This is a genomic window from Gramella sp. KN1008 (assembly GCF_004332155.1).
Lineage (GTDB): Bacteria > Bacteroidota > Bacteroidia > Flavobacteriales > Flavobacteriaceae > Christiangramia.
Genome location: NZ_SJDV01000003.1, coordinates 34486 through 60227, shown reverse-complemented (window position 1 = coordinate 60227; position 25742 = coordinate 34486). Strand labels below are relative to the sequence as shown.

The following is a 25742-nucleotide window of genomic DNA, read 5'->3' as shown; positions in this document are numbered from 1 at the left end:
ATAGCAGTGAATCTATTAGATTAAGTTTAGTTATTTGTTTCTACGGAAGAATTAGTTTTGGCTTCCTGGGCTTTGATTTTGGCTAATTCAGCTTTGGCTTCCTGAACGATCTCAGGATATTTCTGGAAGTTCTTGGTCACATTTTCCAGAATATAGGTTGCCTGGTAGGCATCGTCAAGGGCATAGAAATTCTTCGCCATCAGGACCAGACCTTTTGCTCCCCATAACTTGTAGCCTGAGAAATCCTTGGCCAGCACCTGTACAGCTGCATTTGAGGCTTCATAATTCCCATCCTTATGCTTGAAATAGGCATCATAATAAAGAGCTTCGGCACCAAGTTCTCCGGTCGCGGTCTTCTGAACCTCTTTGTAAGCTGAACGTGCCTTACTATCGTTTCCGGCTTTTATCGCCGCTCTTGCCACCATGACCCTTGCATCATTTCTTGCTTCGGTCTCAGCGCTGGAGTTGTTCAGCACTTTTTCTGCATATTCATTCGCCTTGTTGAAATTACCGGTCTCATAATAAGACTTCATTAGGTTTTGCTGAGCAAATACCACGTTCTGCTCATTATCGGCCTGCTTCTCAAGCTTTTCAAGCAGCGGAAGCGCCTGAGCATAATTCTTTTTCTCAAGATATATCTGTGATAACCTAGCTAAAGCCTGTTCTGAAAATTCATTCTTAGGCTTGGAAGTCACATATTGATAGTTTGGAATTGACTTCTCAACCTGTCCGTTTCGGTAATATAGTTGTGCCAGGTAGAAATTGGCATTTATCGAGTGAATTCCATTCGGGAAGTTCTGAATATATTTTTCGAAATTCGCTATCGCCTTATCGGTATTATTGTTCAGGTACTGATTTTCTGCAGCTTCATAAGTGGTATTATCAAGATCGGCATCACTTACCTCAACAAAGTCGATATTCCTTACCCAGCTGGCATACTCATCTGTACGGCCAAGATCAACATACACATTTCTCGCAGTTGAAACTGCCTGCTTGGCTTCCGGAGTGTTAGGATATTCGGCCACCACTTTTCTTAATCTTTCAAGAGCTTTGTTTCCTTCATTATTATTGTAATAAATAAGTCCCTGTCTCAGCATGGCTTTAGGTACCAGGGCACTCTGAGGCACATCCCTGATGAGTCGGTTATAAGACTGAATGGCCTGAGAGGTATTATTCTTGGCTACATAAGTATTCCCCAGCTCATACATCGCGTCATCGCGATAAGAAGAACGAGGATATTTGCTTATAAAGCTATTCAGCTCTTCTATCTTTGTATCATTACGCTCCACGAAACCATAGCTAATGGCTTTCTGAAATGCGGCATAATCGGCATTGCTTACACCGTTGTTAATGGCATTCTGATAAGCTTCCATAGCAGGCCAGTACTGGCTGGTCACATAATAAGTATCTCCAAGTCTGAGCAGGGCGTCATTCTTTTTGGCACCTTCAGCACTTGAACTTGCCACATAATTCTTGAAATAGTTTACTGCCTGCGAGTAATCATTCTTCTTGAAATAGGCATATCCAATATTGTAATCAAGATCTTTATACTCATCTGTTCCTCTTGCCGCACTCATCCCTTTGAATTCACGATATCCTAAAAGAGCATCATCCATACGGTTCACATTGTATTCACTTTCCGCTTTCCAGAAAGTAGCCTTGGCGGTAATATTCTGGTCTCTTGGCTCTTTAAGCGCCTTATCAAAATTCTCGATAGCCCCGTAATAATCTCCTTCTTCATAAAGTTCCAGCCCGTAGAAATACGCGACTTTCTGATAGGCCTGCTTATCGCTAAAGTTCCTGTTGTTCTCAAGCAACCTCATCGCCTCTTCGTAATTTTTAGAAGTAATAAAGGAGTCGATCAGCAATGTTTCCATTTCCTGACGGTTCTCCGAATCGGGATATTTGTTCAGGTAGTTGATAAGTACCTGCGATGGGCTTTCATAAGAATTCCCAATTTCGTAACTCAATTTTGCATAATTGAGCATCGCATCCTGCTGAATCTTCGCATCGAATTCCATTTCACTGGCATTCTTAAATGCATTCAGCGCCTGTTGCTTCTGGCCTGATTCAAGGTAAGATTGCGCAAGGTGATAATAGGCATTCTGGGCGATCGCATTTTTACCATCTACGATCTTGTTGAATTCGTTGATCGCAGCCTCATAATTCCCCTGCTTATAATAGGCATAACCCAGCTGGTAATAATCGGTGTTATTCCATTTACCGCGCATGCCGTTATATTCCTTTAAATAAGGAATGGCTTTATCATATTCCCCAAGGTTGAAGTAGCTTTCTCCAATGATCTTATTAAGTTCCGAAAGTTCCTGTCTGTTGGATTTTGGTAACTGTTCAAGTCCCTGCTCTATTGCCTTTTCAAAATTCCCAAGCTTGAAATTCATATCGGCCTGGAAATAGGAAAGATCTTCAGTATAACGCTCGTTCCCTTTTACTTCTTCAAAATATTCATTGGCTTCTTCATAGTCATCTCCTTCATAGGCGATATATCCAAGATAGTATTTTGCCTGAGCTCCATATTGCTTTGAATCTCTTACCCTGTTCAGGTAAGTCTGAGCCTCTTCGAACTGATTTGCACGGAAATAAGCATAACCGTTATTGAAATAGAAACGATCGCGATCCTTACGGCTCATGGCATTTTCATCCACACGGTCGTACCATCTCCTTGCAAGAGCATACTTTCCTGTCTGGAAATAATAATCAGCCACATCCAGATAAGCAGAATTTGTCTTGGTACTGGTTGGGTACCTGGTAACGAACTGCTCCATGAGTCGATCAGCTCCGGGCTGGTTAAGCCTCACAGCGGCATTGGCAATATAATATGCAGCATCGCCTTTGATCTTCTCATCATCGGTCTCGTCCATCACCTCATCAAAGAGGTTCTGCGCAGCGAGGTACTGTTCATTATTGTATAATTCCAGAGCACGATTAAAGTCGGCCAGTTCGTGAGTATAAACGGCAGTCTGTTGACAAATCGCGGAAAATGAGAAAGATATAAAAACGACCAGCAGATAAGCTTTTTTAAGTGTCATTTATTGCGTTTTAGATTGGAATTCAAAGATAATTTAAAGCTTGCTTCTATAACGCTCATTAAGTTCTATAATTATGTTAATACAAAAAAAAGTATGTAGCCGCCTTTTGAAAAATGTATATTTGGGAGCCCATAATGGGCATTTAATGATTAGATTTTTGATCACCAGTTTATAATAAGCCGGTATTTTTCCGTTTATATTTGTTAAACTGAAAATCACTCAAAAAATTCAACCAAACTAAAATTTCATGTCTGAAACTGTTCTGGAACTGAAAAACGCGGCGATCTATCAACGGGAAGCCTTAATTTTATCTGAAGTAGATGTAACTGTAAACAAAGGTGATTTTGTTTATCTCATCGGAAAGACCGGGACCGGAAAAAGTAGTTTCATGAAGACCCTTTATGGTGACCTTCCACTTACCGAAGGAGAAGGCCATATTGTTGATTTTAACCTAAGGACATTGAAGGAAAAGGATATTCCCTTTCTAAGAAGAAAACTCGGAGTGGTTTTCCAGGATTTCAAACTGCTTACTGACAGGAATGTAAAAGACAACCTTCTTTTCGTACTGAAAGCTACGGGCTGGAAAGACAAAACCGCCATGGATCATAAGATCGATGAAGTGCTGAACAAGGTGGGAATGAAAACCAAAGGTTTTAAGTTCCCTTACCAGCTTTCAGGTGGAGAACAACAGCGTGTTGCCATTGCTCGAGCTCTTCTAAATGATCCGGAACTGATACTCGCCGATGAGCCTACCGGAAACCTTGATCCACAAACTTCGGTGGAGGTCATGGAAGTGCTTCAGGAAATCAGTAAAAATGGTAATACCATTTTAATGGCAACCCATGATTATGCTCTTCTATTAAAATATCCTTCCAAAACTTTAAAATGTGACGGGCAAAGGGTTTTTGAGGTGGTACAAAAATCAGTGTAGACTTTCGTCACCCTAAAACCAAAAAGACCGCGTCTCCCGACTCCAATGGGATCGCAGTGACCTTTCAACAGAAACCTCTTTACAAGGAGCAAGGCTACGAAGCAAAATCATTTTCGAGAAAGATGCTGAAATAAATTCAGCATGACGTAAAATTTCAATCCCGTCATCCTGAACTCGTTTCAGGGCTTTAAAAAATTATTTCAGTATGACACCTTACTGATAGCTCAAAACCTAAACATTCCCTAAAAGCCTTTTTTGAAGGACAGATTTTTGATAAATTGTATATCCTTCAATTTAAACTCTGATGGAAATATTAGGAATAGACATAGGAGGATCAAGTCTTAAAGGAGGCATAGTGGATACAAATACGGGCAAACTAATCACTCCTTCCCATAAGATCACTACTCCTGAAAACCGAGAACCGGATGAGATGGCTGCCGCCGTAAAAGAAATGCTGAACCACTTTTCCTATACCGGGATCGTAGGCTGTGGTTTTCCTACCATTGTTAAAAAAGGTATATGTAAACATGAAGGAAATCTGAGTCGGAAATGGCTTGATGTTGATGTAGACGGTCTTTTTGAAAAAACCACCGGTCAGGAATTTACCGTGATCAACGATGCTGATGCGGCAGGCCTTGCCGAAATTAAATATGGAGCAGGACGGGACGCGACAGGATTCGCCTTAATGATCACCGTAGGTACCGGACTTGGAAGCGGCGCATACCTGCACGGAGAACTTATTCCTAACTTTGAACTAGGGCAAATCCCCTATAAGGAATATGAAAAGATTGAAGAATGGGCGGCATCATCCATAAAGACCGAACAGAATCTTAGTTATAAGGACTGGGCTTATCGTTTTAATATATTCCTAAATCATGTTTTCAGGATCCTGAATCCTGATGTGATCATCGTAGGCGGCGGGATCTCCAACGACTGGGATAAATTTGAAAAATACCTGGATGTGGATACCAGGTTGATACCGGCTCAACTTCGCAACGAATCTGGCATACTTGGAGCTGCCATTGCTGCCAAAAGTAAATACAACCGCTAATTAGGCCTCAGCAGCTGGTTTCTTCCTCTTATTGATAAAAAGATAGTAGAAATTCACTCCTGCGATAGCCAGGTTAGTGATAATAATAGGCCAGCTGTTCAATAGCACCCCATAAACCACAAAGAAGGAACAACCAATGGTATTTACCGATCTAAGTGTGACAATGTTCCTCATAAGAAAAGAAAGGAGTACAAACAAGGAAGCCAGATAACCTATCCATTCAGTAATCGATACACCTAAAAATTCAGTCATAATCTTTCAGTTTTTATAAAAAGAAGCCCGCCTTACGGCAGGCTTTATATCTAATCTTATTGTTTCCTTTGACTGTGCTCCGGAAAACAATTCTAAATTGCTTTTGCTCTTTTTCTTTCGTTCTCGGTAAGAAGAACCTTTCTCAGTCTTAAATGATTTGGAGTCACTTCAACATATTCATCTTTCTGAATATATTCCAGAGCCTCCTCAAGAGAGAATTTAATAGCAGGAACGATCTTCGCCTTTTCATCGGCTCCTGAAGAACGAACGTTCGAAAGTTTTTTGGTCTTGGTAACATTCACCACAAGATCGTCCTGTCTTGAATTTTCGCCAATCACCTGTCCTTCGTAGATATCTTCTCCCGGATCTATAAAGAACTTCCCTCTTTCCTGAAGTTTATCTATTGAATATGGAATTGCAGTCCCTTTTTCCATAGACACCAGTGATCCATTGGTTCTACCAGGAATATTTCCTTTGAGCGGCTGGTATTCCTTAAATCGGTGAGCCATGATCGCTTCTCCTGCAGTCGCAGTTAAAAGCTGGTTTCTCAAACCTATGATCCCCCTGGAAGGAATAAGGAACTGGATGTTCATACGGTCACCCCTGGCTTCCATACTTAGCATCTCCCCTTTTCTCATGGTTACCATCTCAACGGCCTTGCCTGAAACATCTTCCGGCAGATCAATAGTGAGTTCTTCAATAGGCTCGCATTTAACACCATCAATTTCTTTGATGATAACCTGAGGCTGCCCTATCTGAAGCTCATAACCTTCACGTCTCATGGTCTCGATAAGAACAGATAAGTGAAGTACACCCCTACCGTATACCATAAATTTATCGGCACTATCGGTCTCCTCTACCCTTAGGGCAAGGTTCTTCTCAAGTTCCTTATAAAGTCTTTCCTTGATATGTCTTGAAGTCACATACTTCCCATCCTTTCCGAAGAAAGGTGAATCATTAATCGTGAAAAGCATGCTCATGGTAGGCTCATCTATCGCGATAGTCTTAAGCCCTTCAGGATTTTCAAAATCGGCAACCGTATCACCAATCTCGAAACCTTCTAATCCAACCAGGGCACAAATATCGCCAGCCTGAACCTGATCTACCTTTCTTCGGCCCAAACCTTCAAAAGTATGAAGTTCCTTGATCTTAGTTTTCTTAATAGTTCCATCACGCTTCACCAAAGAAACCTGCTGGTTTTCCTTCAAAGTCCCTCTTTGCAATCTACCAATGGCAATACGACCTGTAAAAGAAGAGAAATCCAGAGAAGTTATCAGCATCTGAGGAGTCCCTTCAAGATCTACCTTTGGAGCAGGAATATGTTCGATAACCATATCAAGCAGAGGCTCGATATTCTTGGTCTGGTGTTTCCAGTCCTCGCTCATCCAGTTGTTCTTAGCCGAACCATATACTGTAGGAAAATCAAGCTGCCATTCTTCGGCGCCAAGTTCGAACATTAAGTCAAAAACCTTCTCATGAACCTCATCGGGAGTACAGTTCTCCTTATCAACTTTATTCACAACCACACAAGGCTTAAGACCAAGATCTATCGCTTTTTGAAGAACGAATCGGGTTTGCGGCATAGGCCCTTCAAAAGCATCAACAAGAAGAAGAACTCCATCGGCCATATTCAGAACACGTTCTACCTCTCCACCAAAATCGGCGTGACCGGGAGTATCAATAATATTGATCTTTGTATCCTTATAAGTTACCGAAACATTCTTGGAAGTAATGGTGATTCCTCTTTCCCTTTCAAGATCATTGTTGTCCAGAATCAGCTCTCCGGTCGACTCATTATCACGGAAGAGTTCACAGTGATGCATTATTTTGTCAACCAAAGTAGTCTTTCCGTGGTCAACGTGTGCGATAATCGCGATATTTCTTATAGCTGTCATATAGCCTTATTTTTAAGGCTGCAAATGTACGGCTATTTTTCACTAAACCATCGTAGATTTAAAAGATTTTAATACACTGATTTTTAGTTGATTATAAACCGGAGCATGATTTGATTTTATTCATTCTCATCAGCTGAAGGACCATAAGTGGCCGGAACCGAAATATCCAGTAGTCTGAAATACACCCCCAACTGAGCCCGATGATGTGGAAACTGATTCATCACCATGGATTGCAACACATTGAATTTTGGCATTTCGAAGATGATCTCCCCGTCATTGGTCATTTTCCACATTCTTTCGAATTCATCATCCGGTTTTTCCAATGATTCTTCAGCATCGGCAGCGTTCTTCTTTAGTTCCCTGATGATTTCATCCACTGAAGCATGATCATTAGGTTTATAACCTTTCACATCCATCATCCCGGCTTTCATGGTTCCCGTTATCCAGGATGGAATTTCAGCCAGGTGATTGGCCAGCTGACGGATGGTCATGGATTTCTTATGAGGTTTCCAATCTAGTTTATCTTCAGGTATTCTTCTAAGGAATTTTTCGGTCAGCGCCACTTCCTGCTGTAGCTGCGGAATAAGATAATCCTGGATTTTCATTGGTTGGCATTTACGATTAAACAAGACTCTAATTTACTCAAAATAAAGTTCTATTGTCTGCCCGCCTTAAAATTTAGCTTAATTGCAATGCGATATTAATTAAGTTATCTTTGCAGCAAAATTTAAAAGCATGGATCTAAGTAAAATTCCTAATATAAAGCATACCGATTCTGATAATTTCTTCCTTCTTTCCGGGCCATGTGCCATAGAAGGTGAAGACATGGCATTAAGGATTGCTGAACAGGTTGTGAATATAACCGATAAGCTGGAAATCCCCTATATATTTAAGGGTTCGTTTAAAAAAGCAAACCGGAGCCGGATTGATAGTTTTACAGGTATTGGAAATGAAAAAGCCCTGAAGATCCTGCGTAAAGTTTCAGAAACTTTTCAAATTCCAACCGTAACCGATATTCATGAAGTAAGTGACGCGCAAATGGCGGCTGAATATGTAGATGTTCTGCAGATCCCGGCTTTCCTTGTAAGACAGACCGACCTGGTTGTAGCCGCTGCCGAAACCGGGAAAGTAGTCAATCTTAAAAAAGGCCAGTTTATGAGTCCTGAAAGTATGAAACATGCCGTTACCAAAGTGACCGACTGCAATAACAAGCAGGTAATGGTGACCGACCGCGGAACAATGTTCGGGTATCAGGACCTTATAGTGGATTTTAGGGGAATCCCCACCATGCGTGAGTTTGCTCCAACGGTTCTTGATGTAACCCACTCCCTTCAACAACCAAACCAGAGCAGCGGGGTTACGGGTGGAAGACCGGATATGATCGAAACCATAGCCCGTGCAGGGATTGTAAATAATGTGGATGGCCTATTTATTGAAACCCATTTTGATCCGGCAAATGCGAAAAGTGACGGTGCAAACATGTTGGATCTGGCCCATCTGGAAAAACTTCTTAGCAATCTTACGGCGATAAGAAAGACCGTAAGATCACTTTAATCGAAAAATCATAAAATCGAAGAAGCCTCCTAATCGGGGCTTTTTTTATGGAATAATTTTTTTGTTAATTCATTTAAATACATTTACTTTGTTTTTCAAAGTACTTTAAAATGGAAAACGAAAAGTATCTTCGGGATATAAGCGAGATCAAGCAAATGATGAACCGCTCCTCCCGTTTCATTTCACTTAGTGGTCTCGCGGGAGTCTTTGCCGGGTGCTATGCGATCATAGGTGCGATTGTTGCCAAAACCATCCTTGCAGGCAACGGGCTGGTTTACCAGGATTATAAGTCGGATTTTACCAGTGATCTCAATTCTGAGGTTATCTCTCAGCTATTATTCACGGCTATCTCTGTGCTTATTCTGGCCATTGGAACCGCTGTTTTTCTTACTACCAGAAAAGCCAAAAGAAATGGCCAGAAGATATGGGACAATACCAGCAGGAGATTGGTCATAAACTTCTTTGCTCCTCTCATAGCGGGCGGTGTCTTTTGCCTAGTACTGTTACAATATGGACTTATTGGACTTATCGCTCCCTGCATGCTTATATTTTATGGTCTGGCATTGATCCACGGAAGCAAATATACCTTTGGAGACCTTAAAGGTCTTGGATATGCAAACCTCATTCTGGGACTAATCGCCACCCAGTTTCTGGGCTACGGGATCTATTTCTGGGCGATCGGTTTTGGAGTCTTCCATATAATTTATGGCATATGGATGTACAATAAGTATGACCGAAAAAGTACTTAATGAAAAATATAATAAGCAATATAAATAAGGCTTTTGATCATAGGGTTCGCCTTGGAATTATGAGTGTACTGATGGTGAATGAATATGCCGATTTTAAAACACTGAAAGAATTATTGGGTGTGACCGATGGGAATATCGCCAGCCATACCAAAGCTCTCGAAAAACAGAAATATATAAAGGTGGAGAAATCCTTTATCGATAGAAAACCAAACACACGTTACCTGGCAACCCAAAATGGAAGAAAAGCATTCCAGGCACATCTGGATGCCCTGGAAAAACTATTGAACAAGGACATAAATATTGACAATACTGACAAATAAAATTTTTTATCAACTTACTTTGAAATTCAAAGTACTTAACATGCGTTACTAATCAATTAAATTTTAAATCATGAAGACAAAAAGACTTATTACAGTTCTAATCGTTGTTGGGGTTCTATTATCAATCCCATTGATCGCCATGCAATTCTCGAGCGATATAGATTGGAAACTATTGGATTTTATTATTATGGGAGTACTACTTTTTGGTACGGGAATGGCCATTGAATTCAGCCTCCGGAAGTTTTCCTCTTCCACAAACAAGCTGGTCGCTATCGGGGCTATTCTTCTGATATTTTTCCTCATCTGGGCCGAGCTGGCTGTTGGGGTGTTTGGATCCTATTTTGCGGGAAGCTGATCCCATTCATTTTGATAAAATTTTAAACTATTCCCATGCGCGATTCAATAATTTCAGGACTTAACAGTCCGGCAGAACTGGAAAGACTTTATAGAAAGAACAAAGCTGAGTTCAAACAGAATTTTATGTCTGTTTACAACGAATTCAGGGACCGACCGATCGTTCAATTCTGGCATGAACGCCTGAATTACGATTCTCCTGATATTGCCTGGGGGACTAATAAAGAATTGAAATTTGTTCTCTTGGCATCTGTAATTGCAGGCATTCTGGCTAAACTACCAGATATTCTGGGAATTCATGAAGACTTCTTTTATCCCAGAAATATTGGTTTTCTCGTATTTCCTTTTTTGAGCTTTTTCTTCGCTTGGAAAAATAGATTATCAACCACTAAGATGATAGTCCTCAGCAGCATTACAGCTTTAAGTCTGGTTTACATCAACCTGCTTCCAGATAATCCTGAAAGTGATACCCTATTCCTGGCATGTCTACATTTACCTCTCCTCTTATGGCTCGTCCTGGGAATCTCCTTTACAGGAAGCGAATTCAATAACTACATTAAACAACTTCGGTTTTTGAGCTTTAACGGAGAATTGCTGGTAATGTGTGCCATGCTAGTATTGGCTGGAATTATCCTTACAGTAATTACAGTTGGTCTTTTTGAACTGTTAGATCTTGATATCGTTGAATTCTATTTCAGGTACCTGGTGATTTTTGCTTTACCTGCCATACCGATCATTGCATGCCTTTTAGTACAGACCAATCCCTTGCTGGTAAATAAAGTTTCACCGGTGATCGCTAAAATTTTCAGCCCAATAGTGCTGGTAATGCTAGTTATTTACCTTAGTGCTATCCTCTATTTAGGAAAAGATCCTTATACAGACAGGGATTTTCTGATAATTTTCAATATCCTGCTTATAGGAGTAATGGCGCTTATCTTTTTCTCGGTTGCGGAAGCCTGGAAAGAAGACCGACTGAGATCGAACAGGTATATACTTTTACCCCTTTCCCTAGTGACCATAATTGTGAATGCTATAGCTCTTTCAGCGATCATCTTCAGGATCTCAGAATGGGGATTTACTCCAAACCGCCTGGCCGTTCTGGGAGGAAATATCCTGATTTTAATCCATCTTTTTATAGTCGCTTTCAGGCTCTTTCAGTGCACCAGGACCAAAAGGAATATTCCTAAGGTGGGGCGATCTATTGTCATGTATTATCCGGTATATTTTGCCTGGATTCTCGTAGTTATATTTCTGTTTCCTTTAATCTTCAACTTCCAGTAAAATTCAAGATGATGATATATAATTTGAAACTTTCAATAATCGTGGGCTGGCTATTTGGAGTATTTGTATTGGTTGTAGGTATAATGAATCTTTTGCGGGGAAATGATCCGGGACTGGGGGTTACCTATGTAGTACTATCAGTCATATATTTTCCACCGGTCAATAGAATTCTGAAAGACCTGTTTGGGTTTAGCATCTCTTACTATTTAAAAGCTGCACTGGCTATCCTGATTATATGGGTTACGCTGGCTGTAGGAGCTATTGCTGAAGGATATTACCCGGAAATATTATTACATAACTAAACACGAAAAAGCTTCATCAAAAAAAGACAATAGAAAACATATTAACCAAAACCTCATTAAATCAATCAATATGAAAAATCAAATCACAAACAAACAACCAAGCAGATTTCTGAAGCTTTTTAATATTAAATGCTTTGTCATTTATCTTAGCCTTGTCCTGTCTTTATACGGATATTCCCAAACGCCTCATCAGGATAAATTAGATCTCTTTTTTGATCAGCTAGATAAGAATAATAAAGCAATGGGAAGCCTCACTCTGGCTAAAAATGACAAGGTTCTCTATACAAGAACAATTGGATATAGTGAGATAAAGGAAGATAAAAGTTCACCTTTAAATTCCACAACAAAATTTCGGGTAGGATCGGTTACGAAGATGTTCACCGCTGTCATGATATTTCAGCTTATCGAAGAAGGAAGTTTAAAACTTGCAGACAAACTGGATAAGTATGTTCCCCAAATCCCCAATTCTGATAAGATAAGCATAAGGGACATTTTATCTCATACGAGTGGAATTCATGATATCACAGCAGACCCAAAGCTCAGGCCCGAGAGAACCGCATCAATATCAAAAGAAGAAATGTTGAATATCATATCCAAAGCGGAATCTGATTTTGAACCCGGCACTAAATTTTCATACAGTAATTCAGGTTATTTTGTTTTAGGTTACCTGCTGGAAAAAGTAACGGACAAATCTTATGAAGAAAATCTCATGGAACGAATTATCGAAAAAGTTGGGTTAGAGAATTCTTATGTTGCCTCCGGAGTTACAGATCCTGATAAAAATGAGAGCTATTCTTATATGCGGTTTGATAACTGGAGACAGGTCCCAGCTACCCACTGGAGTATACTTTTTGGTTCGGGATCTCTTGTTTCAACACCGGATGACATGGCCAGATTTATTCAGGCACTATTCAATCATAAACTTGTATCTCAGGAAAGTCTTAGCCACATGAAGACCATACAGAAGGAAGGTTACGGAATGGGTATGGAGACCTTTATCTTCGGAGATAGAATATATTTTGGACATACAGGTGGTATTGACGGTTTTGGATCCTGGCTGGCTTATCAACCTGAAGAGAAACTGGCAATTGCTTATGTAGCCAATGCAAAAGTATATCCTATTAAGAAAATTATTGAAGTCGTTGCCACGATTTACTTTAATCAGCCTTTTGAGATACCAACATTTAAAACTTTGGACCTGAGTACCGATGTTCTTGATAAGTATGTGGGACTATATACACGGGAGGGAGCCCCTGTAAATTTTACAGTTAGCCGGAAGGAAAAAACCCTTTTCCTACAAATGAATGGAAAAGAAGCGCTTCCTTTAGAAGCGGTATCAAACAATAAATTCAAACTTGCAAGTCAGGGTATGAGTATTGAGTTTAATGAAAAGGAAAACCAGATGACCTTTAAAAGAGGCTCCGGAGCAAGAGTTTTTACAAAAGAAAATTAATACATCTTCAAAGGAAGGATCATGAGTACGGAAATGTTTGTAGAAGAGAAATCCATCGTTCGCCATATTTGGGGTAACAGCGATACAATCCTGTTCATCTTTGCCGGGGCTTCGGCAGAATTCGCGCTTAACAAAGCCGTTGACTGGCTCTACTTTACCGGTAAGCTTCCTGAGGATCCGTTAGGACGGCTATTCTCTACCGTATCCTACGCAAGAACGATCGTTTTTTCTGATAAGCAATCGGCTAATGAAGCCATTGAAAGGATAAATCACATCCATTCTTCGGTTGAGAATAAGCGCGGGAAAAATATACCCGACTGGGCTTACAGGGATGTATTATACATGCTTATCGATTATTCTATCAGGTCATACGAGGTACTGGAACGCAAACTCACCACGGCCGAAAAGCGGGAAGTATATGATGTTTTTTATAAGGTCGGCAAAGGGATGCAGATCCCTGGCCTTCCTGTTAATTTTGAAGATTTTGAAAAGATGCGCAGTCTTCACATGGAACAACATCTAATTTACGGTGACCTCTCTAAAGACCTGTTTGCTCAATACCGCAAACACCTTGGACCATTAAGGAACCAATTGTTGCTGGAGACCCAGCGCCTTATCGTTCCAATTCAGGTTAAAAAGATTCTATGCTTGAGGAGAAGATCGCTCTTAAAACCTTTGCTGGGTCTCTATAAATTAAGCCGAAGTATAAAAATTGACTGGCTCCTTAAAGAATTGCTATTGCCCTCGCAATACAAAAAAGAGATCCGGTCTTTAGACGTTCTTACAGCTCAGCGAGAAAAATGAATATCAAAAAAAACAGAATAACCCATTCCATTACCTATGAATATCTCTACCAGATTTGACATCTTCCACGCGAATATAAGAAGTAACCGCTGGGTAGGTTACTTTACAATATTTCTCAGAATAGCCCTTGCATATGCGTTTATATTTGCCGGCTTTGTAAAAGTCAACGGGGAGCGTTTCACCAGTCTGTCTGATAATCATCCCATGGGGCATTATTTAGAAGCCTTATTCCATACGGGCTATTATTATACTTTTATTGGAATCCTTCAAATGTTAGCAGGTGTTTTATTGTTGATCCCCCGAACAGCTCTGCTCGGCGCGCTTATATATTTCCCCATCATCCTGAATATCTGCATTCTTTCGCTAGCCGTAAGATTTGACGGGTCCATACTTACCTCTCCATTAATGGTAATGGCAAATCTCTACCTGATCTGCTGGGATTATCATCGGTGGAAATTCGTTTTACCTTTTAAAAGATCCACGATCAGACAGATACTGCCAGAGCCTAATAGAAATTCCCGAAAATTTCCTTTTAAATTTTTCGGCGGAATTTTTTTAATGCTGGCAATAACAGTTTCTATTATCGTCCTGGTAAATTTAAAAGCCCTGATGCCTCGTAATCATATTTCAGATTGCCAGGCTCAATGTCCAGATAGTAGTGATGCTGTAGCATGCAATCATTTTTGCGAATGCATCCATCAACAAGGTAGTCCACTGGACCAGTGCCTGGAGAAGTATGGTAAAAATGTTCAAAAATAGATACATAAATATTGGGTTCAGAAATCACAAAAATTATACTTTTCCATTTCTACCATGAAAAGAATTCATCGAAATAACCGGCTTAATTACTTTCTGGGATTTGTAATTCTCCTGATCATTGAAATCCTGATAGCAAAATTTGTAAGCGATAACTTTATCAGGCCTTATGGAGGAGATTTCCTTGTAGTTATTTTGATCTATTGTTTCTTAATGGCAATATCTAATATTTCAGTAATAAAGGGATTGCTGAGCGTTCTGATATTTTCCTTCGCCGTGGAATTCTTCCAGATCATCAATATCGTGAAAATAATGCAGTATCAGCCGCCGGAACCTGTAATGATAATACTTGGAAGTAGTTTTTCAGCCTGGGATCTGCTGGCTTACAGCCTCGGAATACTATTTACGGGAGGTCTGGAATTCTATTTTAGTTCGGCCATGATCAGGACAGGGAAATGATCAGATGGATATTTCTGATCTTTTGAATCGGTAAGCACCCCATATTTAAGCACTTCAACTTTATAGTTTACGAAAATATAATCGATCCTTCGGGTTACCGGCTCATGGAATTTATAGCCATTGAAAGTCCCTTCAGAGCCAAATGCTACCTTTTTTGCAATCTTCCGGGAGTCTCTTAACTCATCGGTTATCAACCTAATTGCTTTGGTATTAGACTCCAGATTAAGGTCACCCATAAGGATAGCCGGGAGACCGGCCGTATTGATCTCTTCCATTTTGGTCAGGATCAGTTTTGCACTTTCCAGTCGGGCCTTCTTTCCCCGGTGATCAAAATGCGTATTAAAAACCCAGAATTTTTTACCCGAGCCTTGGTCCTCAAATAAAGCATAGGTACAAATACGCGGGAAGGCCGCGTCCCATCCCTTTGATGGTTTGGTCACGTCTTTGGCGAGCCAGAAGGTACCTGATATTAATACCTCGAATTTATCGGTTTTGTAAAGAATGGCACTAAACTCACCATTTTCCCCACCATCACGACCGGTACCTAAATAGTCATACCCATCTAATTCTGAAGTAAAATGATCGAGCTGACTAAGAACAGCCTCCTGAACTCCAAGAATATCCGGTTCATAGAACTTCAACTGGCTGGTGATAAAATCCTTTCGCTTAGACCAACTGTTCTCACCATCATTTTCATTTGCATATTTAATGTTGTAGGTCATCAGGTTTACCTGTGCCACAGTACTTAAGCTTAACATAATTACAAAACTTAGTAGGGTAGTTTTTTTCATGCCGAATAACAGTACTTTTTACGTTTTTTATATATATTAGAAGATCTTATTTAATTTTTTTAGCAATGTACGCTTTTAAGCCCGTTTCAATTCTTGTTTATCTTTCAATTCTCGCTTTCATTTCCTGTAAAAGTACCAATAACACATATATTTCTCAAGAACCACAAAGACCAAATATAGTATTCATGATGGCCGATGATCATGCCTACCAGGCCATCAGTGCATATAGTGATAAGCTTATAAAAACTCCCAACATAGACAGAATTGCTGATGAAGGTATATTATTTACGAATGCCAGTGTGACCAATTCCATCTGTGCCCCCTCAAGAGCTACTATCCTGACAGGAAAGCATACGCATATCAATGGAAAGATCGATAATATTCATCCGTTCGATACCACCAATGTAACGTTTCCTCAACTCCTTCAAAAAGCCGGTTATCAAACCGCTATGTTCGGGAAACTTCATTTTGGGAATAATCCGAAAGGATTTGATGAATTCAAGATCCTTCCTGGACAGGGAAGCTACTATAACCCCAAATTCTTAACCAATAATGGTGACACAATCGTAACAGGTTATGTAACAGATATCATTACAGATCTTACGATCGATTGGCTTGAGAACAGACGGGAAGAAAATAAACCATTCTTACTGATGTACCTGCATAAAGCACCGCATCGCGCCTGGTTACCGGCAGAAAGACATTACAGGGAATTTACCAAAAAGGAATTCCCGCTCCCCGAAACCCTTTTTGATAATTATGAGAATCGTGGGATAGCAGCAAAGACAGCTGAAATGAACATTCTGGATCATATGCTTCTTTCCTATGACAATAAGATCAAAAAAGAAACAATAGATGAACTTGGAATAAGCGAAAGAAGGCTTATAGACAGAACAAAGCGAATGACCCCGGAACAAAAAGCCAGCTGGGAAGCTATTTACGGGCCTATAGATATTGAATTCGCAAAGACCTATCCTACCATGAACGATTCAACTCTTATGGTCTGGAAATATCAGAGATATATGCAGGATTATCTCGGGACTATTGCAGGGGTTGATGAAAATGTTGGCCGGGTGCTCGACTATCTTAAAGAAAATGATCTTGACCAAAATACTATAGTTGTCTATACTTCAGACCAGGGCTTTTACCTTGGAGAACACGGCTGGTTCGACAAGCGTTTTATGTATAACGAATCCTTTAAAACACCTTTGCTTATCAAATGGCCTAATAAGATCACGCCAGGAACTACCGAAGATGAGATGGTTCAAAATCTCGATTTCGCGCAAACATTTCTGGAGGTTGCCGGGGTTGCGGCTCCTGAGGACATGCAGGGAAAGAGTCTGGTTCCGCTTTTAAAAGGAGAAAAGGAAAAATGGGACCGGGATGCCGTATATTATCATTATTATGAATACCCGGGAGAGCATGCCGTAAAAAGGCATTATGGAATAGCCACCAGGGAATATAAATTAATTCATTTCTATCATGACAGGGATTACTGGGAACTCTACGACAGAGAGAAGGATGAGCATGAACTGAACAATGTATATAACGAGCCTGAGTACCAGGATGTGGTAAAAGAATTAAAGCAAAAATTAACCGAACTTCGGAAAAAGTACAAAGACTCCGAAGAACTTGACAATTACTATATCCAGCTCTACGAAGAGAGGAAGAAATCTTAAACTTCCAGCTCGCCTTTTACATAATCCTCAAGATACAGAAAAGGTGCAGTAAGCCTTCCATCTCTGGTCATTCGTGCTCTTTCAAGGATACCATCCTTATCATCATTAAAGAAAGCCGGGATCACATGTTCCAGGAACATCTCTCCAAAGCCTTCGCTGGCATCCTTAGGGAGTTCACAGGGCAGATTATCCACTGCCATAACTCCTATGGCTTCAGGAGCCATGAAATCGGTTTCAGCACCTGTTTCAGGATCGTAACCATAGAAAGGATCGGCAATGGTGGAAGGCCGTATCGTACTGGCTACCGGGCCGGCGATGTCACAGGAAATATCAGCAACATATTTTATTCTGAAATCCTTTTGAGCAGCATCCTCTTTTGAATAGAAAACAGGGGAACCTTCTCCATAAAAATGCCCGGCAATGAAAACATCACTTGTCCTGGCAAATTTCATAAAATCGGAATCGTAGTTTTCCGGCACCTTATAGAATTCCATTCTGCTACCTTTAGCCCCATCCTTTCTCTTCGCATAGTCCAGCACATCAATATGACAAAATACCGGGTTATCAAATTCATTTTCCATGTAAGCGTCGGCGTCCACCTTTTTCATATTCAAATGTTCCAGGATCTCCCTTGCGCCATAGGCTACTTTTCCACTTCCGGTTAATACAAATTTATAAGCAGGCAGTTTTATCTTATCAAGTTCTGCCAGCATGGCATTAAGATCTGGCAGATTCTCGGCCTTGGGAAGTTCAAAGAGTCTTTCTTTGATCCCTATTCCACGAATCCCATTATAGGCACCAACTAGCCCCGCGTATCTTCCAAAACCTATGAGTCGGGCATTTTTATTATTAACAATTACCTCGTGATCATACAGTTCAATATTCTTCTCTAATATCTCCCTCAAAAGGTCCCGGTTATAAGGTTGTTTCTTGATAGTATGTGAAAAGAAGAAATACTTCTTGTTGGCTATAAGGGCCGGAATAGGCACTTCCTTGACGCCCAGCATCACGTCACAGTCTGAAACATCATCACTTACTTCAATTCCTGCGGCTCTGTATTCCTCATCGGTAAACACCCTGATATCTGAACTTTCCACTTTAAATTCAGCTTCGGGAAATTTTTCCGTCGCCTGCTTTAACATTTCAGGGGAGAAAACGACTCTTCTGTCTGGTGGGGTCTTTCGCTCTTTGATAAGGGCAAATTTGATCATATTCTGGTATAGGTTTTGTGTAGTTATGAAGTGCTTCAAAGATATAAATTTTAATCTGTATCTTTGCTGGCCCGATTGTAAACTACAGTCGGATTTCTTTGAAAATTTGAGACTGGAATTATTTAAGATTCGTCAACCTGAACTCGTTTCAGGTTCTGATGAGATTCTGAAACAAGTTCAGAATGATGGTAATTAAAGTTCTCATTTGCGTTAGGGATAGCAGCAGAAATCCTTTTTTGAGGTGCTGAGCTTGTCGAAGCACAATAAAAAAGATTGCAGCGAATAGCCCGCCGCGAGGCGAAAGCCGAAGCGGAACGCCATCATTGAAATAAGAAGTGAGAAATACGAAGTACGATTATTAAAAAATCGTAACTCTAACTTCGTAACTCATACTTCAAGAAGTTCTTTACATATGGGGTCGACTTGGTTTTGACAGCGAGTCTAATTGAGTTGTAAGCACGTCGAGCGCTGGGATATAGCTCGTAAATCTCATATTTCACACTTTTTTAAACGGCGAGAATAACTACGCCTTGGCTGCGTAACCGAATCACAGTAGGTTACTCTTAGTCCCTGTAAGACAGGGAGCCAAGATGTCCCGCGAAAGCCTTGATTTACGGCGTTCGCATCAGGGGCACCGGTAAAGTAAATATAGGAAGCTCAGGGCCTTGATGGGTTTCCGAAACTTAAGCGAGGATACTTGTAAAGTTGGTGGTCTTCTGCCGGCTTTGCATCGACAATCAAGTGAAGACTAAACGTGTAGAAAGCAGCTGAATTGCTTGTTTGGACGAGGGTTCGAACCCCTCCGACTCCACTATTAAAAAGCCGTTTTCCTTTATTTATAAGGGTTTACGGCTTTTTCATTTTATAAATTGTACGGTTTCTGTACGGTAATTGAAAATTAGCTTCAATTCAGGTAAGAAATTTTTAATTTATCTTTGTTGATGTTAGCATTTAGCCGTGCTAATAATTTGAACAGAAAAAGGGCGTTCCGTTGAGGTTTGCCCTTTTTTAAGTTTTCTCCAAACCCGTCTTCACAACTTCCTAACCCTCGTCTAAACACAATTAAAAATCATCAACAGGTTGTTTCAGGTAGGTTACAAAAGAATTTATCAACTCTTGGCTTTTTGCAATTGCACTTTCTTTTGTAAAACGATAACTTTCATTCAATGAGCTATGCACTTCAGTAAAATTATCCGGGCTAACTACTATTTTTGCTCCATTATCCTTTAATCTTACGTGAATTCCTGAATAAATACTATTATCTTGTTGAATACCGTAACCGTTTCTTGATACTTGAGGAAGTATGGCAAATCGTCCTGTAATTACTCCAGTTTCTTTATCTGAATACTGAATAACATTTTTAGAATTCTGGAAAGCTAAAGCAAACCACGTATTTGCTTTGGCAAACAAAAGGTCTTTCTCTTGGTCTTTTATCTCAAAAGTTTCTTCTATGGGCTGTACGCTTACAGGTACGTACTTTACTCCGCAAGAACAAAAAAACATTATAACCGTAATTAATACTAATTTTCTCATTGCCAATTGGTTTAGATTAGAATAACAAGTTAGGATTATTCTTTTACATCTAAATTTAATCCTAAAAATAAAGGACGTTCGTTAGTATGTTTAAAGTGTTCCCAGTACTCCCTAAATTCCTGAATTAATACTTCAGGTGGTTTAGTTTCATCTGCAAAGAGAATTAACGCCCTTTGCAGTACTTCACAAATCTGTTTGCTGTTCAGGTTTTGGGCTTTCATAAATTGAATTAACTCTTCGCCTGTTGAAATTCTAAATTCTTTATTCATCTGCTTCAGGATTAATACCACTACCTAAATTGATAACAATAGGTTGAAAATCTTTTTCGCTTGCTTTTAATTCCGTTGATCTTAAAGTAGGTAATACAAACTTTGCCAAATCTAAAAGGGCTTTAATGCGTTGTTCAGGTGCTAACTGTTCCAGGTCTTCTTGTATCTTATCAAAATTAGCTTCTAACAAGTCTTTGAAACGCTCCCTTGTTTCTTCTGTTGTTCTGTTCTTTTTCCCGGCTCTTGTTGATCTTTTCCCGGCTTCTTTTGCTGTGTCGCTTGTAAAACTCATAATGTTAGTTTGTGTTAGTTTAACGTAGTTCTTAATTGTTGTAATCGGTTCAGGTAAGGTAAAAACCTACTGTTCCCGTTGTGGCTCTTAACCGTTTGCAGGTGGCTGTTAAGGAATTGAGAAACGTTAGTTATTACCGTGCATTGATTAAGCCGTACTGGTTCGGGTGGTAACCTCATCTTTTCAAAATAGCTTTCCAGTTCTGAAATATCGGTTTGCCAGTCTTCAGGCTCTTTTTTTATGGTTTCCGAAAATTCAAATTGTTCTGCTTCCTTTTTATAGTGTCTAATTTGTCTAATTTCGGTAACAGGTTCTTTAATTTCGGGTACTGGTTCGGGTGGTTCTTGTTCAGGTTTCCTTTTTCTGAAGTTCTGCCAGTCCTGCTTAATTAAATAGTCTGCAATATCGTTTCCTTCTTTTTTATCTGCTTCAGGTGCTAACTGTTCCAGTAGATCGGAAAAAATAAAACGCGTTCCCGGTAACCTGCTTTCTATTCCTGTGGCTTTCTGCTTCCATTCTTTAAAGGTTTGCCCGTCTTTTGATAAGTCAGGAAAGGTTAAAACCGTTCTGCCTTTTAATACCTTTAGTTTATCAAATTTGAAACTACTCTTATTATAAACTGCTAACCAAATAAGGTCTTCGGGTTGTTCAGGTAATCCAAAGTATAACGCACCGTAAAAGGCTGTTTTAGGGGCTTCTACTAACGCAACAGGGTTTAACGGGTACTTACTTAACAAATGTTCCCCAAATAGGCAGGAAACCTTTAATTCATTCTTATTATACGCTTTTAACCAGTTCGGCAAAGGTTCATTTCTTTTACTGTGGTGCTTATCAATAATAGAGTGTAAAAAGTCCGTTCCTGTGGTGTGGTTGCTTTTATTAAATTGTTTTACCTGTACTGCTCTAATATTGCTTTTGAGATCAATAAAAGGAAAGGTAACCGCGCCTTTTCTGTAACCTGCTTTAATAGTGCCTATTTTGTAAAGTTCAACGGCTTTAGTAACATCTGAAACCTCAAAAGGATAAGGAACGTTATTAAATAGGTTTTGAATAAAAACATTCAGTTCGTACCTGTCAGGCTCTAACGTCTGTTTAAGTACCTCAACAGGAATAAAGGCAGGTTTAGGGCGTGTTTCTGCCTTTTGCCGGGCTTGTATTGGTTTAGGTTTCCAGTTCCCGTTAAACGTTCCCTGTTCCTGTTCTTTTATCATTTGAGAATAGCCGTCTTTGTAAGGGTTCAGGTGGTAACCACATTTGCTTTCCCGGTCGCAACGTCCGTACTGGTTCGGCAAATATTCCCCTATTTCGGTGTCGACATAATGAACAAAACGTTTCTTGTTACATTCCGGACAAAAGTCTTTTTTACTCCCTTTCTCTAAAGTGTATCGGTGCTGTTTCATTTTTTAGAATATTACCTTTGGCATTTGGCACAAGCGGCATTTGTGGCATTAATAAACCTTAGTTTGTGCCGTTAGTGCCGTTAGTGCCTTGTGCCAATAGAGATTAAAACCTTTTTTCGTATTCCCCTCTTTTGTGGTTGTTGAATAATTCCCGGTTTACTAAAAGGCGTTTGTACGTCCTTTCCGCTATTCCGAAATCATTTGCTAACTCTAACCCTTCGCTTGTGGTAAACTCTTCAGGTAAGGCGTTGTAAAGGTTCTTTTTGTCTCCCGGTAACTTTTCTACGGGGCTTGTATTGGTTAAGATCGTATGTACTTTTAAAGCCGAATTTTTAAAGTACTCAACCAGTTTTAACGCTCCTTTTACTGCTTCAACGGTAACCGCCTGTTTGGTACTTTCTCCACAAGCGTAACGCAATAACTCAAGGTTTAAAGCCAGTCGCAAGGCGTATTGTTCAAACTTTGCATAAATTCCGCTCAAGGCTTCATTATCTGCTTTGTTGCTCAAGTCTGTTACTGTCTTTTGCCATTCAAATAATAATTGTTTGGCTTCAGGTGTAAACTTTAGAACGGTGGGTTTAGGGTTGAGGTTCTCATCTTGTTCAAGGTCTAAATCCAACAGGTTATTAATAACAGCGTTCCAATTTTGAATTATTACTTCATCTAACTGGTTTTCGCTCCAATACTCCTTTTTAAGATCGTCAGGAATAACAAATAAAATCCTGTCAAGAAACCCGTTTTCGGTTCTGTCTTTTGCCAATTCATTTAATACGCCCGGTTGTATTGTTCCTGCAACAGAAATAAAGGGTTCAGGTATGTAAATAGGCTCGCTTGTTTTCCTGTTAATTCTTAAAGGCTTTCCGCTCCATACGCTCAACCAAAATTGCTCTTCGCTCCCTTTGTTGTATCGGTTGAAGTTTTTAAACCAGCTTGCTAACTCATCTGCATAAACTCCAATACCTCTTTTATTGAATTTATGAACGTCTGTAAGTGCTTCAGGTGTAAAGTCAGTTATTAGGTGCTGTTCCCAAATAGGCTGTACTGGTTCGTCATAACCTTGCGTCTCTCTTTCCTTTTTGTTTAGACTGCTAACAAGATCGTATTCCTGTTTTAGTTCCTGGTAACCTTTAAAACGCTGTTTGTCGCGCTCTTCAATAGGCTTTAAAGCAAAGGTTAAAGGGTGGCTTTTATTTGTTCCTGCTCTTCCAACAATTGAAAGGTATAAAACTGCTGTTTGCTCAAATACTCCATTATGTATTTTGTGAGTGTTACCGACTGCAACAGAAACAGCGTAAAGCATTGACGCGCCAATAAAGTCAGTAGGATAATTTAAACTTTGGTTTGTTGCTGTTATAATTTCCTGTACTGCTTTAGGGAAAACCTTAACCGGAAAAGAATTTTTCTTTGTTTCCTTTTCAACGGCTGTAACCTTCTTTAAATTTTCAACGTGGCTAATAAGGCTTTCAGGTTCAAGATCAGTAAAAACGGGGCTTAATTTCTTTGCTTCCATTATCTAAAACATTTTTAATTGGTTCGACTGTGGAAACAAATCAGGGTTCGTCGTTAGTTCCTGCACATAAGGATAACCAGTAATTGAACAACGTCTAATTTTTCTAACCGCAATTTTGTTTTGTGCTTTTAATTCACTTACATACCGACAAATATTTTCGCGTCTAATTCCTGTTAATTTTTCTGCCTCAAGCATTGTTAGAGACTTTATTTTCAAAGCCTTATAAAAACGCTTAAATTGATTATCTTTGCCTTGTCCGTCGCCAAATGGATTAAGGCTATTAGTGTAACTCCTCATAGCCTTATTTTTTTAGTTCGGTTAAACTTCCTAAAATTTCGCTTCGCTTATAGTACCTTTTCCCTGCTATTGAATAGGCAGTAACGCGCCCTTTATTAGTCCAATGCCAAAGGGTTGTTTCGTGAATTTGCAGCAGGTTTGCCGCCTGTTCCCTGGTGAGAAGGTCATCTTGTGCCTCCTTGTTGTGAAGATCCTTTTTAAACGCCTCTAATTGCGTTTTAACGCCCTCGTTAATCAGTTCCGCTAACTGTTCCGGGCTTGTAGAAAGAAATTGAATTGTACTCATAACCGTAAATTATTTATTTATTGTTCACGGCTAAAGTATGGTGACAAAGCAACCTAAAAGTATCTGTTTCAGTTGTTTATAATTGCGCTAATTGTTTTAATATTTAAACAATTAAATTTTCATCTGTCAATTTTAAAACCTGTCTTTTAATTGATGCAAAAAGTTCTGTTTCCTTTAAATACTTTCTTTTGGATAAATCCTGTCTGAAATTCTGCATTGATTGTCGTTGGGGGTTTATTGCTTGTTCAAAGGAATTTTTGAGTTCTTTTTGTGAAACTTCTTTCACATAGTTTAATTCTAATAAAACAATTACCAGATAATTGAAAGTTTTAGGCTCACAACCTTGAAAAATCTTTTTTAGCTCTTCAATAAACAGGATTTTCCGTTCTTCAAGTTCAATATTTTGCAGGTAATTCTGTGCGGGTTGTATAATTGCGGGTGGTCTTCCTGGTTTCTTATTATTATTTTTTTTCTGTGAATTTTCCTCCTGAATTTTCAACTTCTGGTACTTTAATTCAACTAACTCTATTTGAGAATTCAACAGCTCCTTGTAATCCCCCCCTCCTGCTCCTTCTGTTAATCTCATTAAATAAAGTTGAAATTCTTCTTTAAGTTGAATTTTATCTTTAACGGGTAATTTTAGAACAATTCCATTAAACCTTTCGAGTGACGAATTGAGAAACGTTTTTAATGTGTAAAAGTTATCTTTTGAAAAAAAAGGCTTTTTGAACGGAAACAAAACATCCAATCTTTTAGTACTCAAATATTTATTACTCAATTCATCAAAATCTAATTGAAGGTTATGAGTATCAATAGCCTTTAAAATAGCAGTTTCCAATTCCAAAATATTTCCGTAGTCCAGGCTTCCTAAAACTGGAGGGTTGCAATAACTGAAGAGATCAACAAAAAAATCTTCCCTCTTGAGTTCCTTAATAGCTTTATACCCTTGCTTTATCTCCTCTTCATGTTTTTCCGGTTCACGGTAGTTTTGTAAGGCATGGAAAATTTCCATTTTTCTACGATGCTTGTTTCTCTCAAGTTCATTTTTGAATTCCTGAACAACATCTAAACATTTACTAAAAAAGGTTTCCGCATTATACTCCTCTTTTACTCTTTTTTGCTCCCTTAGAAAATATTCTTCTAAATAGTTTTGTTCATTGAAGTGCCCTATTAGAACAAGGTTTAAAAAATTTGTCATACCTCTATTTTTCAAAGCCCCCCCTCATATTTTCAAGAAGAGTAAAATATTGACTGAGTGGCGATGTA

27 protein-coding genes and 1 other RNA gene are annotated in these 25742 nt (G+C 39.4%); 14 read left to right on the top strand and 14 right to left on the bottom strand.

What is annotated here, in order from left to right:
• Positions 1-26: 26 nt before the first annotated feature.
• Positions 27-3047, bottom strand: coding sequence for a tetratricopeptide repeat protein (locus EZJ28_RS06025; RefSeq protein WP_131395961.1), 3021 nt, complete (start codon positions 3045-3047; stop codon positions 27-29).
• 247 nt (positions 3048-3294) lie between these two features.
• On the opposite strand from EZJ28_RS06025, the gene EZJ28_RS06020 reads away from it, so the two are divergent.
• Both EZJ28_RS06020 and ppgK read left to right on the top strand, forming a co-directional pair.
• Positions 3295-3978 carry a cell division ATP-binding protein FtsE gene (locus tag EZJ28_RS06020; RefSeq protein WP_131395959.1) on the top strand — a complete coding sequence of 228 codons (684 nt, stop codon included), beginning with the start codon at positions 3295-3297 and terminating at the stop codon, positions 3976-3978.
• Between the two features lie 304 nt (positions 3979-4282).
• Positions 4283-5029 carry a polyphosphate--glucose phosphotransferase gene (gene ppgK, locus EZJ28_RS06015; RefSeq protein WP_131395957.1) on the top strand — a complete coding sequence of 249 codons (747 nt, stop codon included), beginning with the start codon at positions 4283-4285 and terminating at the stop codon, positions 5027-5029.
• Here the strand turns inward: ppgK and EZJ28_RS06010 are convergent, their stop codons facing one another.
• The 3 genes from EZJ28_RS06010 to EZJ28_RS06000 form a co-directional block, all read right to left on the bottom strand.
• The gene (locus EZJ28_RS06010; protein ID WP_131395955.1) at positions 5030-5281 is read right to left on the bottom strand and encodes a uroporphyrinogen decarboxylase; all 252 of its coding nucleotides are present in this window, start codon (positions 5279-5281) and stop codon (positions 5030-5032) included.
• Positions 5282-5373: 92 nt separating this feature from the next.
• The gene (typA, locus tag EZJ28_RS06005) at positions 5374-7176 is read right to left on the bottom strand and encodes a translational GTPase TypA (protein ID WP_131395953.1); all 1803 of its coding nucleotides are present in this window, start codon (positions 7174-7176) and stop codon (positions 5374-5376) included.
• Between the two features lie 116 nt (positions 7177-7292).
• Positions 7293-7781, bottom strand: coding sequence for a DinB family protein (locus tag EZJ28_RS06000; protein WP_131395951.1), 489 nt, complete (start codon positions 7779-7781; stop codon positions 7293-7295).
• Between the two features lie 130 nt (positions 7782-7911).
• Here EZJ28_RS06000 and kdsA point away from each other — a divergent pair, with 130 nt between their 5' ends.
• The 10 genes from kdsA (at position 7912) to EZJ28_RS05950 (ending at position 15208) form a co-directional block, all read left to right on the top strand.
• Positions 7912-8730 carry a 3-deoxy-8-phosphooctulonate synthase gene (kdsA, locus tag EZJ28_RS05995; protein ID WP_131395949.1) on the top strand — a complete coding sequence of 273 codons (819 nt, stop codon included), beginning with the start codon at positions 7912-7914 and terminating at the stop codon, positions 8728-8730.
• A gap of 110 nt (positions 8731-8840) precedes the next feature.
• Positions 8841-9479 (top strand): hypothetical protein, encoded by a 639-nt coding sequence (locus tag EZJ28_RS05990; protein ID WP_131395948.1) that lies wholly within the window; start codon positions 8841-8843, stop codon positions 9477-9479.
• A complete protein-coding gene (locus tag EZJ28_RS05985) occupies positions 9479-9799 on the top strand; it encodes a transcriptional regulator (RefSeq protein WP_131395946.1) in 321 nt (106 codons plus the stop codon). The genes EZJ28_RS05990 and EZJ28_RS05985 overlap by 1 nt, the downstream gene beginning before the upstream one ends.
• Before the next feature lie 70 nt (positions 9800-9869).
• Entirely contained in the window at positions 9870-10154 is a 285-nt protein-coding gene (locus EZJ28_RS05980; RefSeq protein ID WP_131395944.1) for a hypothetical protein, read from the top strand.
• A gap of 35 nt (positions 10155-10189) precedes the next feature.
• The gene (locus EZJ28_RS05975; protein WP_131395943.1) at positions 10190-11434 is read left to right on the top strand and encodes a hypothetical protein; all 1245 of its coding nucleotides are present in this window, start codon (positions 10190-10192) and stop codon (positions 11432-11434) included.
• Positions 11435-11442: 8 nt separating this feature from the next.
• Positions 11443-11736: a hypothetical protein gene (locus EZJ28_RS05970; protein ID WP_131395941.1), complete on the top strand. Its 294-nt coding sequence runs from the start codon at positions 11443-11445 to the stop codon at positions 11734-11736.
• 70 nt (positions 11737-11806) lie between these two features.
• Entirely contained in the window at positions 11807-13189 is a 1383-nt protein-coding gene (locus tag EZJ28_RS05965; RefSeq protein WP_131395939.1) for a serine hydrolase, read from the top strand.
• A 21-nt stretch (positions 13190-13210) separates the two neighbouring features.
• Positions 13211-13993 (top strand): oxygenase MpaB family protein, encoded by a 783-nt coding sequence (locus tag EZJ28_RS05960; RefSeq protein ID WP_131395938.1) that lies wholly within the window; start codon positions 13211-13213, stop codon positions 13991-13993.
• Positions 13994-14029: 36 nt separating this feature from the next.
• On the top strand, positions 14030-14752 hold the full coding sequence (locus tag EZJ28_RS05955) for a DoxX family protein (RefSeq protein WP_131395936.1): 723 nt from the start codon (positions 14030-14032) through the stop codon (positions 14750-14752).
• 54 nt (positions 14753-14806) lie between these two features.
• Positions 14807-15208: a DUF2809 domain-containing protein gene (locus EZJ28_RS05950; RefSeq protein ID WP_131395934.1), complete on the top strand. Its 402-nt coding sequence runs from the start codon at positions 14807-14809 to the stop codon at positions 15206-15208.
• On the opposite strand, the gene EZJ28_RS05945 is transcribed toward EZJ28_RS05950, so the two are convergent.
• Positions 15172-15999, bottom strand: a complete 828-nt coding sequence (locus EZJ28_RS05945; RefSeq protein WP_131395933.1) for an endonuclease/exonuclease/phosphatase family protein — start codon at positions 15997-15999, stop codon at positions 15172-15174. The genes EZJ28_RS05950 and EZJ28_RS05945 overlap by 37 nt on opposite strands.
• Positions 16000-16064: 65 nt before the next feature.
• Here EZJ28_RS05945 and EZJ28_RS05940 point away from each other — a divergent pair, with 65 nt between their 5' ends.
• Positions 16065-17678, top strand: coding sequence for a sulfatase (locus tag EZJ28_RS05940; RefSeq protein ID WP_131395931.1), 1614 nt, complete (start codon positions 16065-16067; stop codon positions 17676-17678).
• Here the strand turns inward: EZJ28_RS05940 and EZJ28_RS05935 are convergent.
• Positions 17675-18889, bottom strand: coding sequence for an NAD(P)-dependent oxidoreductase (locus tag EZJ28_RS05935; RefSeq protein WP_131396714.1), 1215 nt, complete (start codon positions 18887-18889; stop codon positions 17675-17677). The two genes, EZJ28_RS05940 and EZJ28_RS05935, sit on opposite strands and share 4 nt — an antisense overlap.
• A 414-nt stretch (positions 18890-19303) precedes the next feature.
• On the opposite strand from EZJ28_RS05935, the gene ssrA reads away from it, so the two are divergent.
• Positions 19304-19703: a transfer-messenger RNA gene (gene ssrA, locus EZJ28_RS05930) on the top strand.
• Between the two features lie 248 nt (positions 19704-19951).
• Here the strand turns inward: ssrA and EZJ28_RS05925 are convergent.
• The 8 genes from EZJ28_RS05925 to EZJ28_RS05890 form a co-directional block, all read right to left on the bottom strand.
• Positions 19952-20422 carry a DUF4468 domain-containing protein gene (locus EZJ28_RS05925; protein WP_131395930.1) on the bottom strand — a complete coding sequence of 157 codons (471 nt, stop codon included), beginning with the start codon at positions 20420-20422 and terminating at the stop codon, positions 19952-19954.
• A gap of 35 nt (positions 20423-20457) precedes the next feature.
• Positions 20458-20691 (bottom strand): hypothetical protein, encoded by a 234-nt coding sequence (locus tag EZJ28_RS05920; RefSeq protein ID WP_131395928.1) that lies wholly within the window; start codon positions 20689-20691, stop codon positions 20458-20460.
• Positions 20684-20983 carry a hypothetical protein gene (locus EZJ28_RS05915; RefSeq protein WP_131395927.1) on the bottom strand — a complete coding sequence of 100 codons (300 nt, stop codon included), beginning with the start codon at positions 20981-20983 and terminating at the stop codon, positions 20684-20686. Before EZJ28_RS05915 ends, EZJ28_RS05920 begins: the two co-directional genes overlap by 8 nt.
• A 14-nt stretch (positions 20984-20997) precedes the next feature.
• On the bottom strand, positions 20998-22383 hold the full coding sequence (locus tag EZJ28_RS05910) for a DUF6965 family protein (RefSeq protein ID WP_207388434.1): 1386 nt from the start codon (positions 22381-22383) through the stop codon (positions 20998-21000).
• Between the two features lie 103 nt (positions 22384-22486).
• Positions 22487-23893 carry a DUF3987 domain-containing protein gene (locus EZJ28_RS05905; protein WP_131395925.1) on the bottom strand — a complete coding sequence of 469 codons (1407 nt, stop codon included), beginning with the start codon at positions 23891-23893 and terminating at the stop codon, positions 22487-22489.
• Positions 23894-23896: 3 nt separating this feature from the next.
• On the bottom strand, positions 23897-24190 hold the full coding sequence (locus EZJ28_RS05900) for a hypothetical protein (protein ID WP_131395924.1): 294 nt from the start codon (positions 24188-24190) through the stop codon (positions 23897-23899).
• A 4-nt stretch (positions 24191-24194) separates the two neighbouring features.
• Positions 24195-24476, bottom strand: coding sequence for a helix-turn-helix domain-containing protein (locus tag EZJ28_RS05895; protein WP_131395922.1), 282 nt, complete (start codon positions 24474-24476; stop codon positions 24195-24197).
• A gap of 103 nt (positions 24477-24579) precedes the next feature.
• Positions 24580-25674: a hypothetical protein gene (locus EZJ28_RS05890; RefSeq protein ID WP_131395921.1), complete on the bottom strand. Its 1095-nt coding sequence runs from the start codon at positions 25672-25674 to the stop codon at positions 24580-24582.
• Between the last annotated feature and the right edge of the window lie 68 nt (positions 25675-25742).

Bases quoted from the DNA above. Each gene is read 5' to 3' on its own strand.
- EZJ28_RS06025 (WP_131395961.1), bottom strand. From the start codon at position 3,047: ATGACACTTAAAAAAGCTTATCTGCTGGTCGTTTTTATATCTTTCTCA.
- EZJ28_RS06020 (WP_131395959.1), top strand. From the start codon at position 3,295: ATGTCTGAAACTGTTCTGGAACTGAAAAACGCGGCGATCTATCAACGG.
- ppgK (WP_131395957.1), top strand. From the start codon at position 4,283: ATGGAAATATTAGGAATAGACATAGGAGGATCAAGTCTTAAAGGAGGC.
- EZJ28_RS06010 (WP_131395955.1), bottom strand. From the start codon at position 5,281: ATGACTGAATTTTTAGGTGTATCGATTACTGAATGGATAGGTTATCTG.
- typA (WP_131395953.1), bottom strand. From the start codon at position 7,176: ATGACAGCTATAAGAAATATCGCGATTATCGCACACGTTGACCACGGA.
- EZJ28_RS06000 (WP_131395951.1), bottom strand. From the start codon at position 7,781: ATGAAAATCCAGGATTATCTTATTCCGCAGCTACAGCAGGAAGTGGCG.
- kdsA (WP_131395949.1), top strand. From the start codon at position 7,912: ATGGATCTAAGTAAAATTCCTAATATAAAGCATACCGATTCTGATAAT.
- EZJ28_RS05990 (WP_131395948.1), top strand. From the start codon at position 8,841: ATGGAAAACGAAAAGTATCTTCGGGATATAAGCGAGATCAAGCAAATG.
- EZJ28_RS05985 (WP_131395946.1), top strand. From the start codon at position 9,479: ATGAAAAATATAATAAGCAATATAAATAAGGCTTTTGATCATAGGGTT.
- EZJ28_RS05980 (WP_131395944.1), top strand. From the start codon at position 9,870: ATGAAGACAAAAAGACTTATTACAGTTCTAATCGTTGTTGGGGTTCTA.
- EZJ28_RS05975 (WP_131395943.1), top strand. From the start codon at position 10,190: ATGCGCGATTCAATAATTTCAGGACTTAACAGTCCGGCAGAACTGGAA.
- EZJ28_RS05970 (WP_131395941.1), top strand. From the start codon at position 11,443: ATGATGATATATAATTTGAAACTTTCAATAATCGTGGGCTGGCTATTT.
- EZJ28_RS05965 (WP_131395939.1), top strand. From the start codon at position 11,807: ATGAAAAATCAAATCACAAACAAACAACCAAGCAGATTTCTGAAGCTT.
- EZJ28_RS05960 (WP_131395938.1), top strand. From the start codon at position 13,211: ATGAGTACGGAAATGTTTGTAGAAGAGAAATCCATCGTTCGCCATATT.
- EZJ28_RS05955 (WP_131395936.1), top strand. From the start codon at position 14,030: ATGAATATCTCTACCAGATTTGACATCTTCCACGCGAATATAAGAAGT.
- EZJ28_RS05950 (WP_131395934.1), top strand. From the start codon at position 14,807: ATGAAAAGAATTCATCGAAATAACCGGCTTAATTACTTTCTGGGATTT.
- EZJ28_RS05945 (WP_131395933.1), bottom strand. From the start codon at position 15,999: ATGAAAAAAACTACCCTACTAAGTTTTGTAATTATGTTAAGCTTAAGT.
- EZJ28_RS05940 (WP_131395931.1), top strand. From the start codon at position 16,065: ATGTACGCTTTTAAGCCCGTTTCAATTCTTGTTTATCTTTCAATTCTC.
- EZJ28_RS05935 (WP_131396714.1), bottom strand. From the start codon at position 18,889: ATGATCAAATTTGCCCTTATCAAAGAGCGAAAGACCCCACCAGACAGA.
- EZJ28_RS05925 (WP_131395930.1), bottom strand. From the start codon at position 20,422: ATGAGAAAATTAGTATTAATTACGGTTATAATGTTTTTTTGTTCTTGC.
- EZJ28_RS05920 (WP_131395928.1), bottom strand. From the start codon at position 20,691: ATGAATAAAGAATTTAGAATTTCAACAGGCGAAGAGTTAATTCAATTT.
- EZJ28_RS05915 (WP_131395927.1), bottom strand. From the start codon at position 20,983: ATGAGTTTTACAAGCGACACAGCAAAAGAAGCCGGGAAAAGATCAACA.
- EZJ28_RS05910 (WP_207388434.1), bottom strand. From the start codon at position 22,383: ATGAAACAGCACCGATACACTTTAGAGAAAGGGAGTAAAAAAGACTTT.
- EZJ28_RS05905 (WP_131395925.1), bottom strand. From the start codon at position 23,893: ATGGAAGCAAAGAAATTAAGCCCCGTTTTTACTGATCTTGAACCTGAA.
- EZJ28_RS05900 (WP_131395924.1), bottom strand. From the start codon at position 24,190: ATGAGGAGTTACACTAATAGCCTTAATCCATTTGGCGACGGACAAGGC.
- EZJ28_RS05895 (WP_131395922.1), bottom strand. From the start codon at position 24,476: ATGAGTACAATTCAATTTCTTTCTACAAGCCCGGAACAGTTAGCGGAA.
- EZJ28_RS05890 (WP_131395921.1), bottom strand. From the start codon at position 25,674: ATGACAAATTTTTTAAACCTTGTTCTAATAGGGCACTTCAATGAACAA.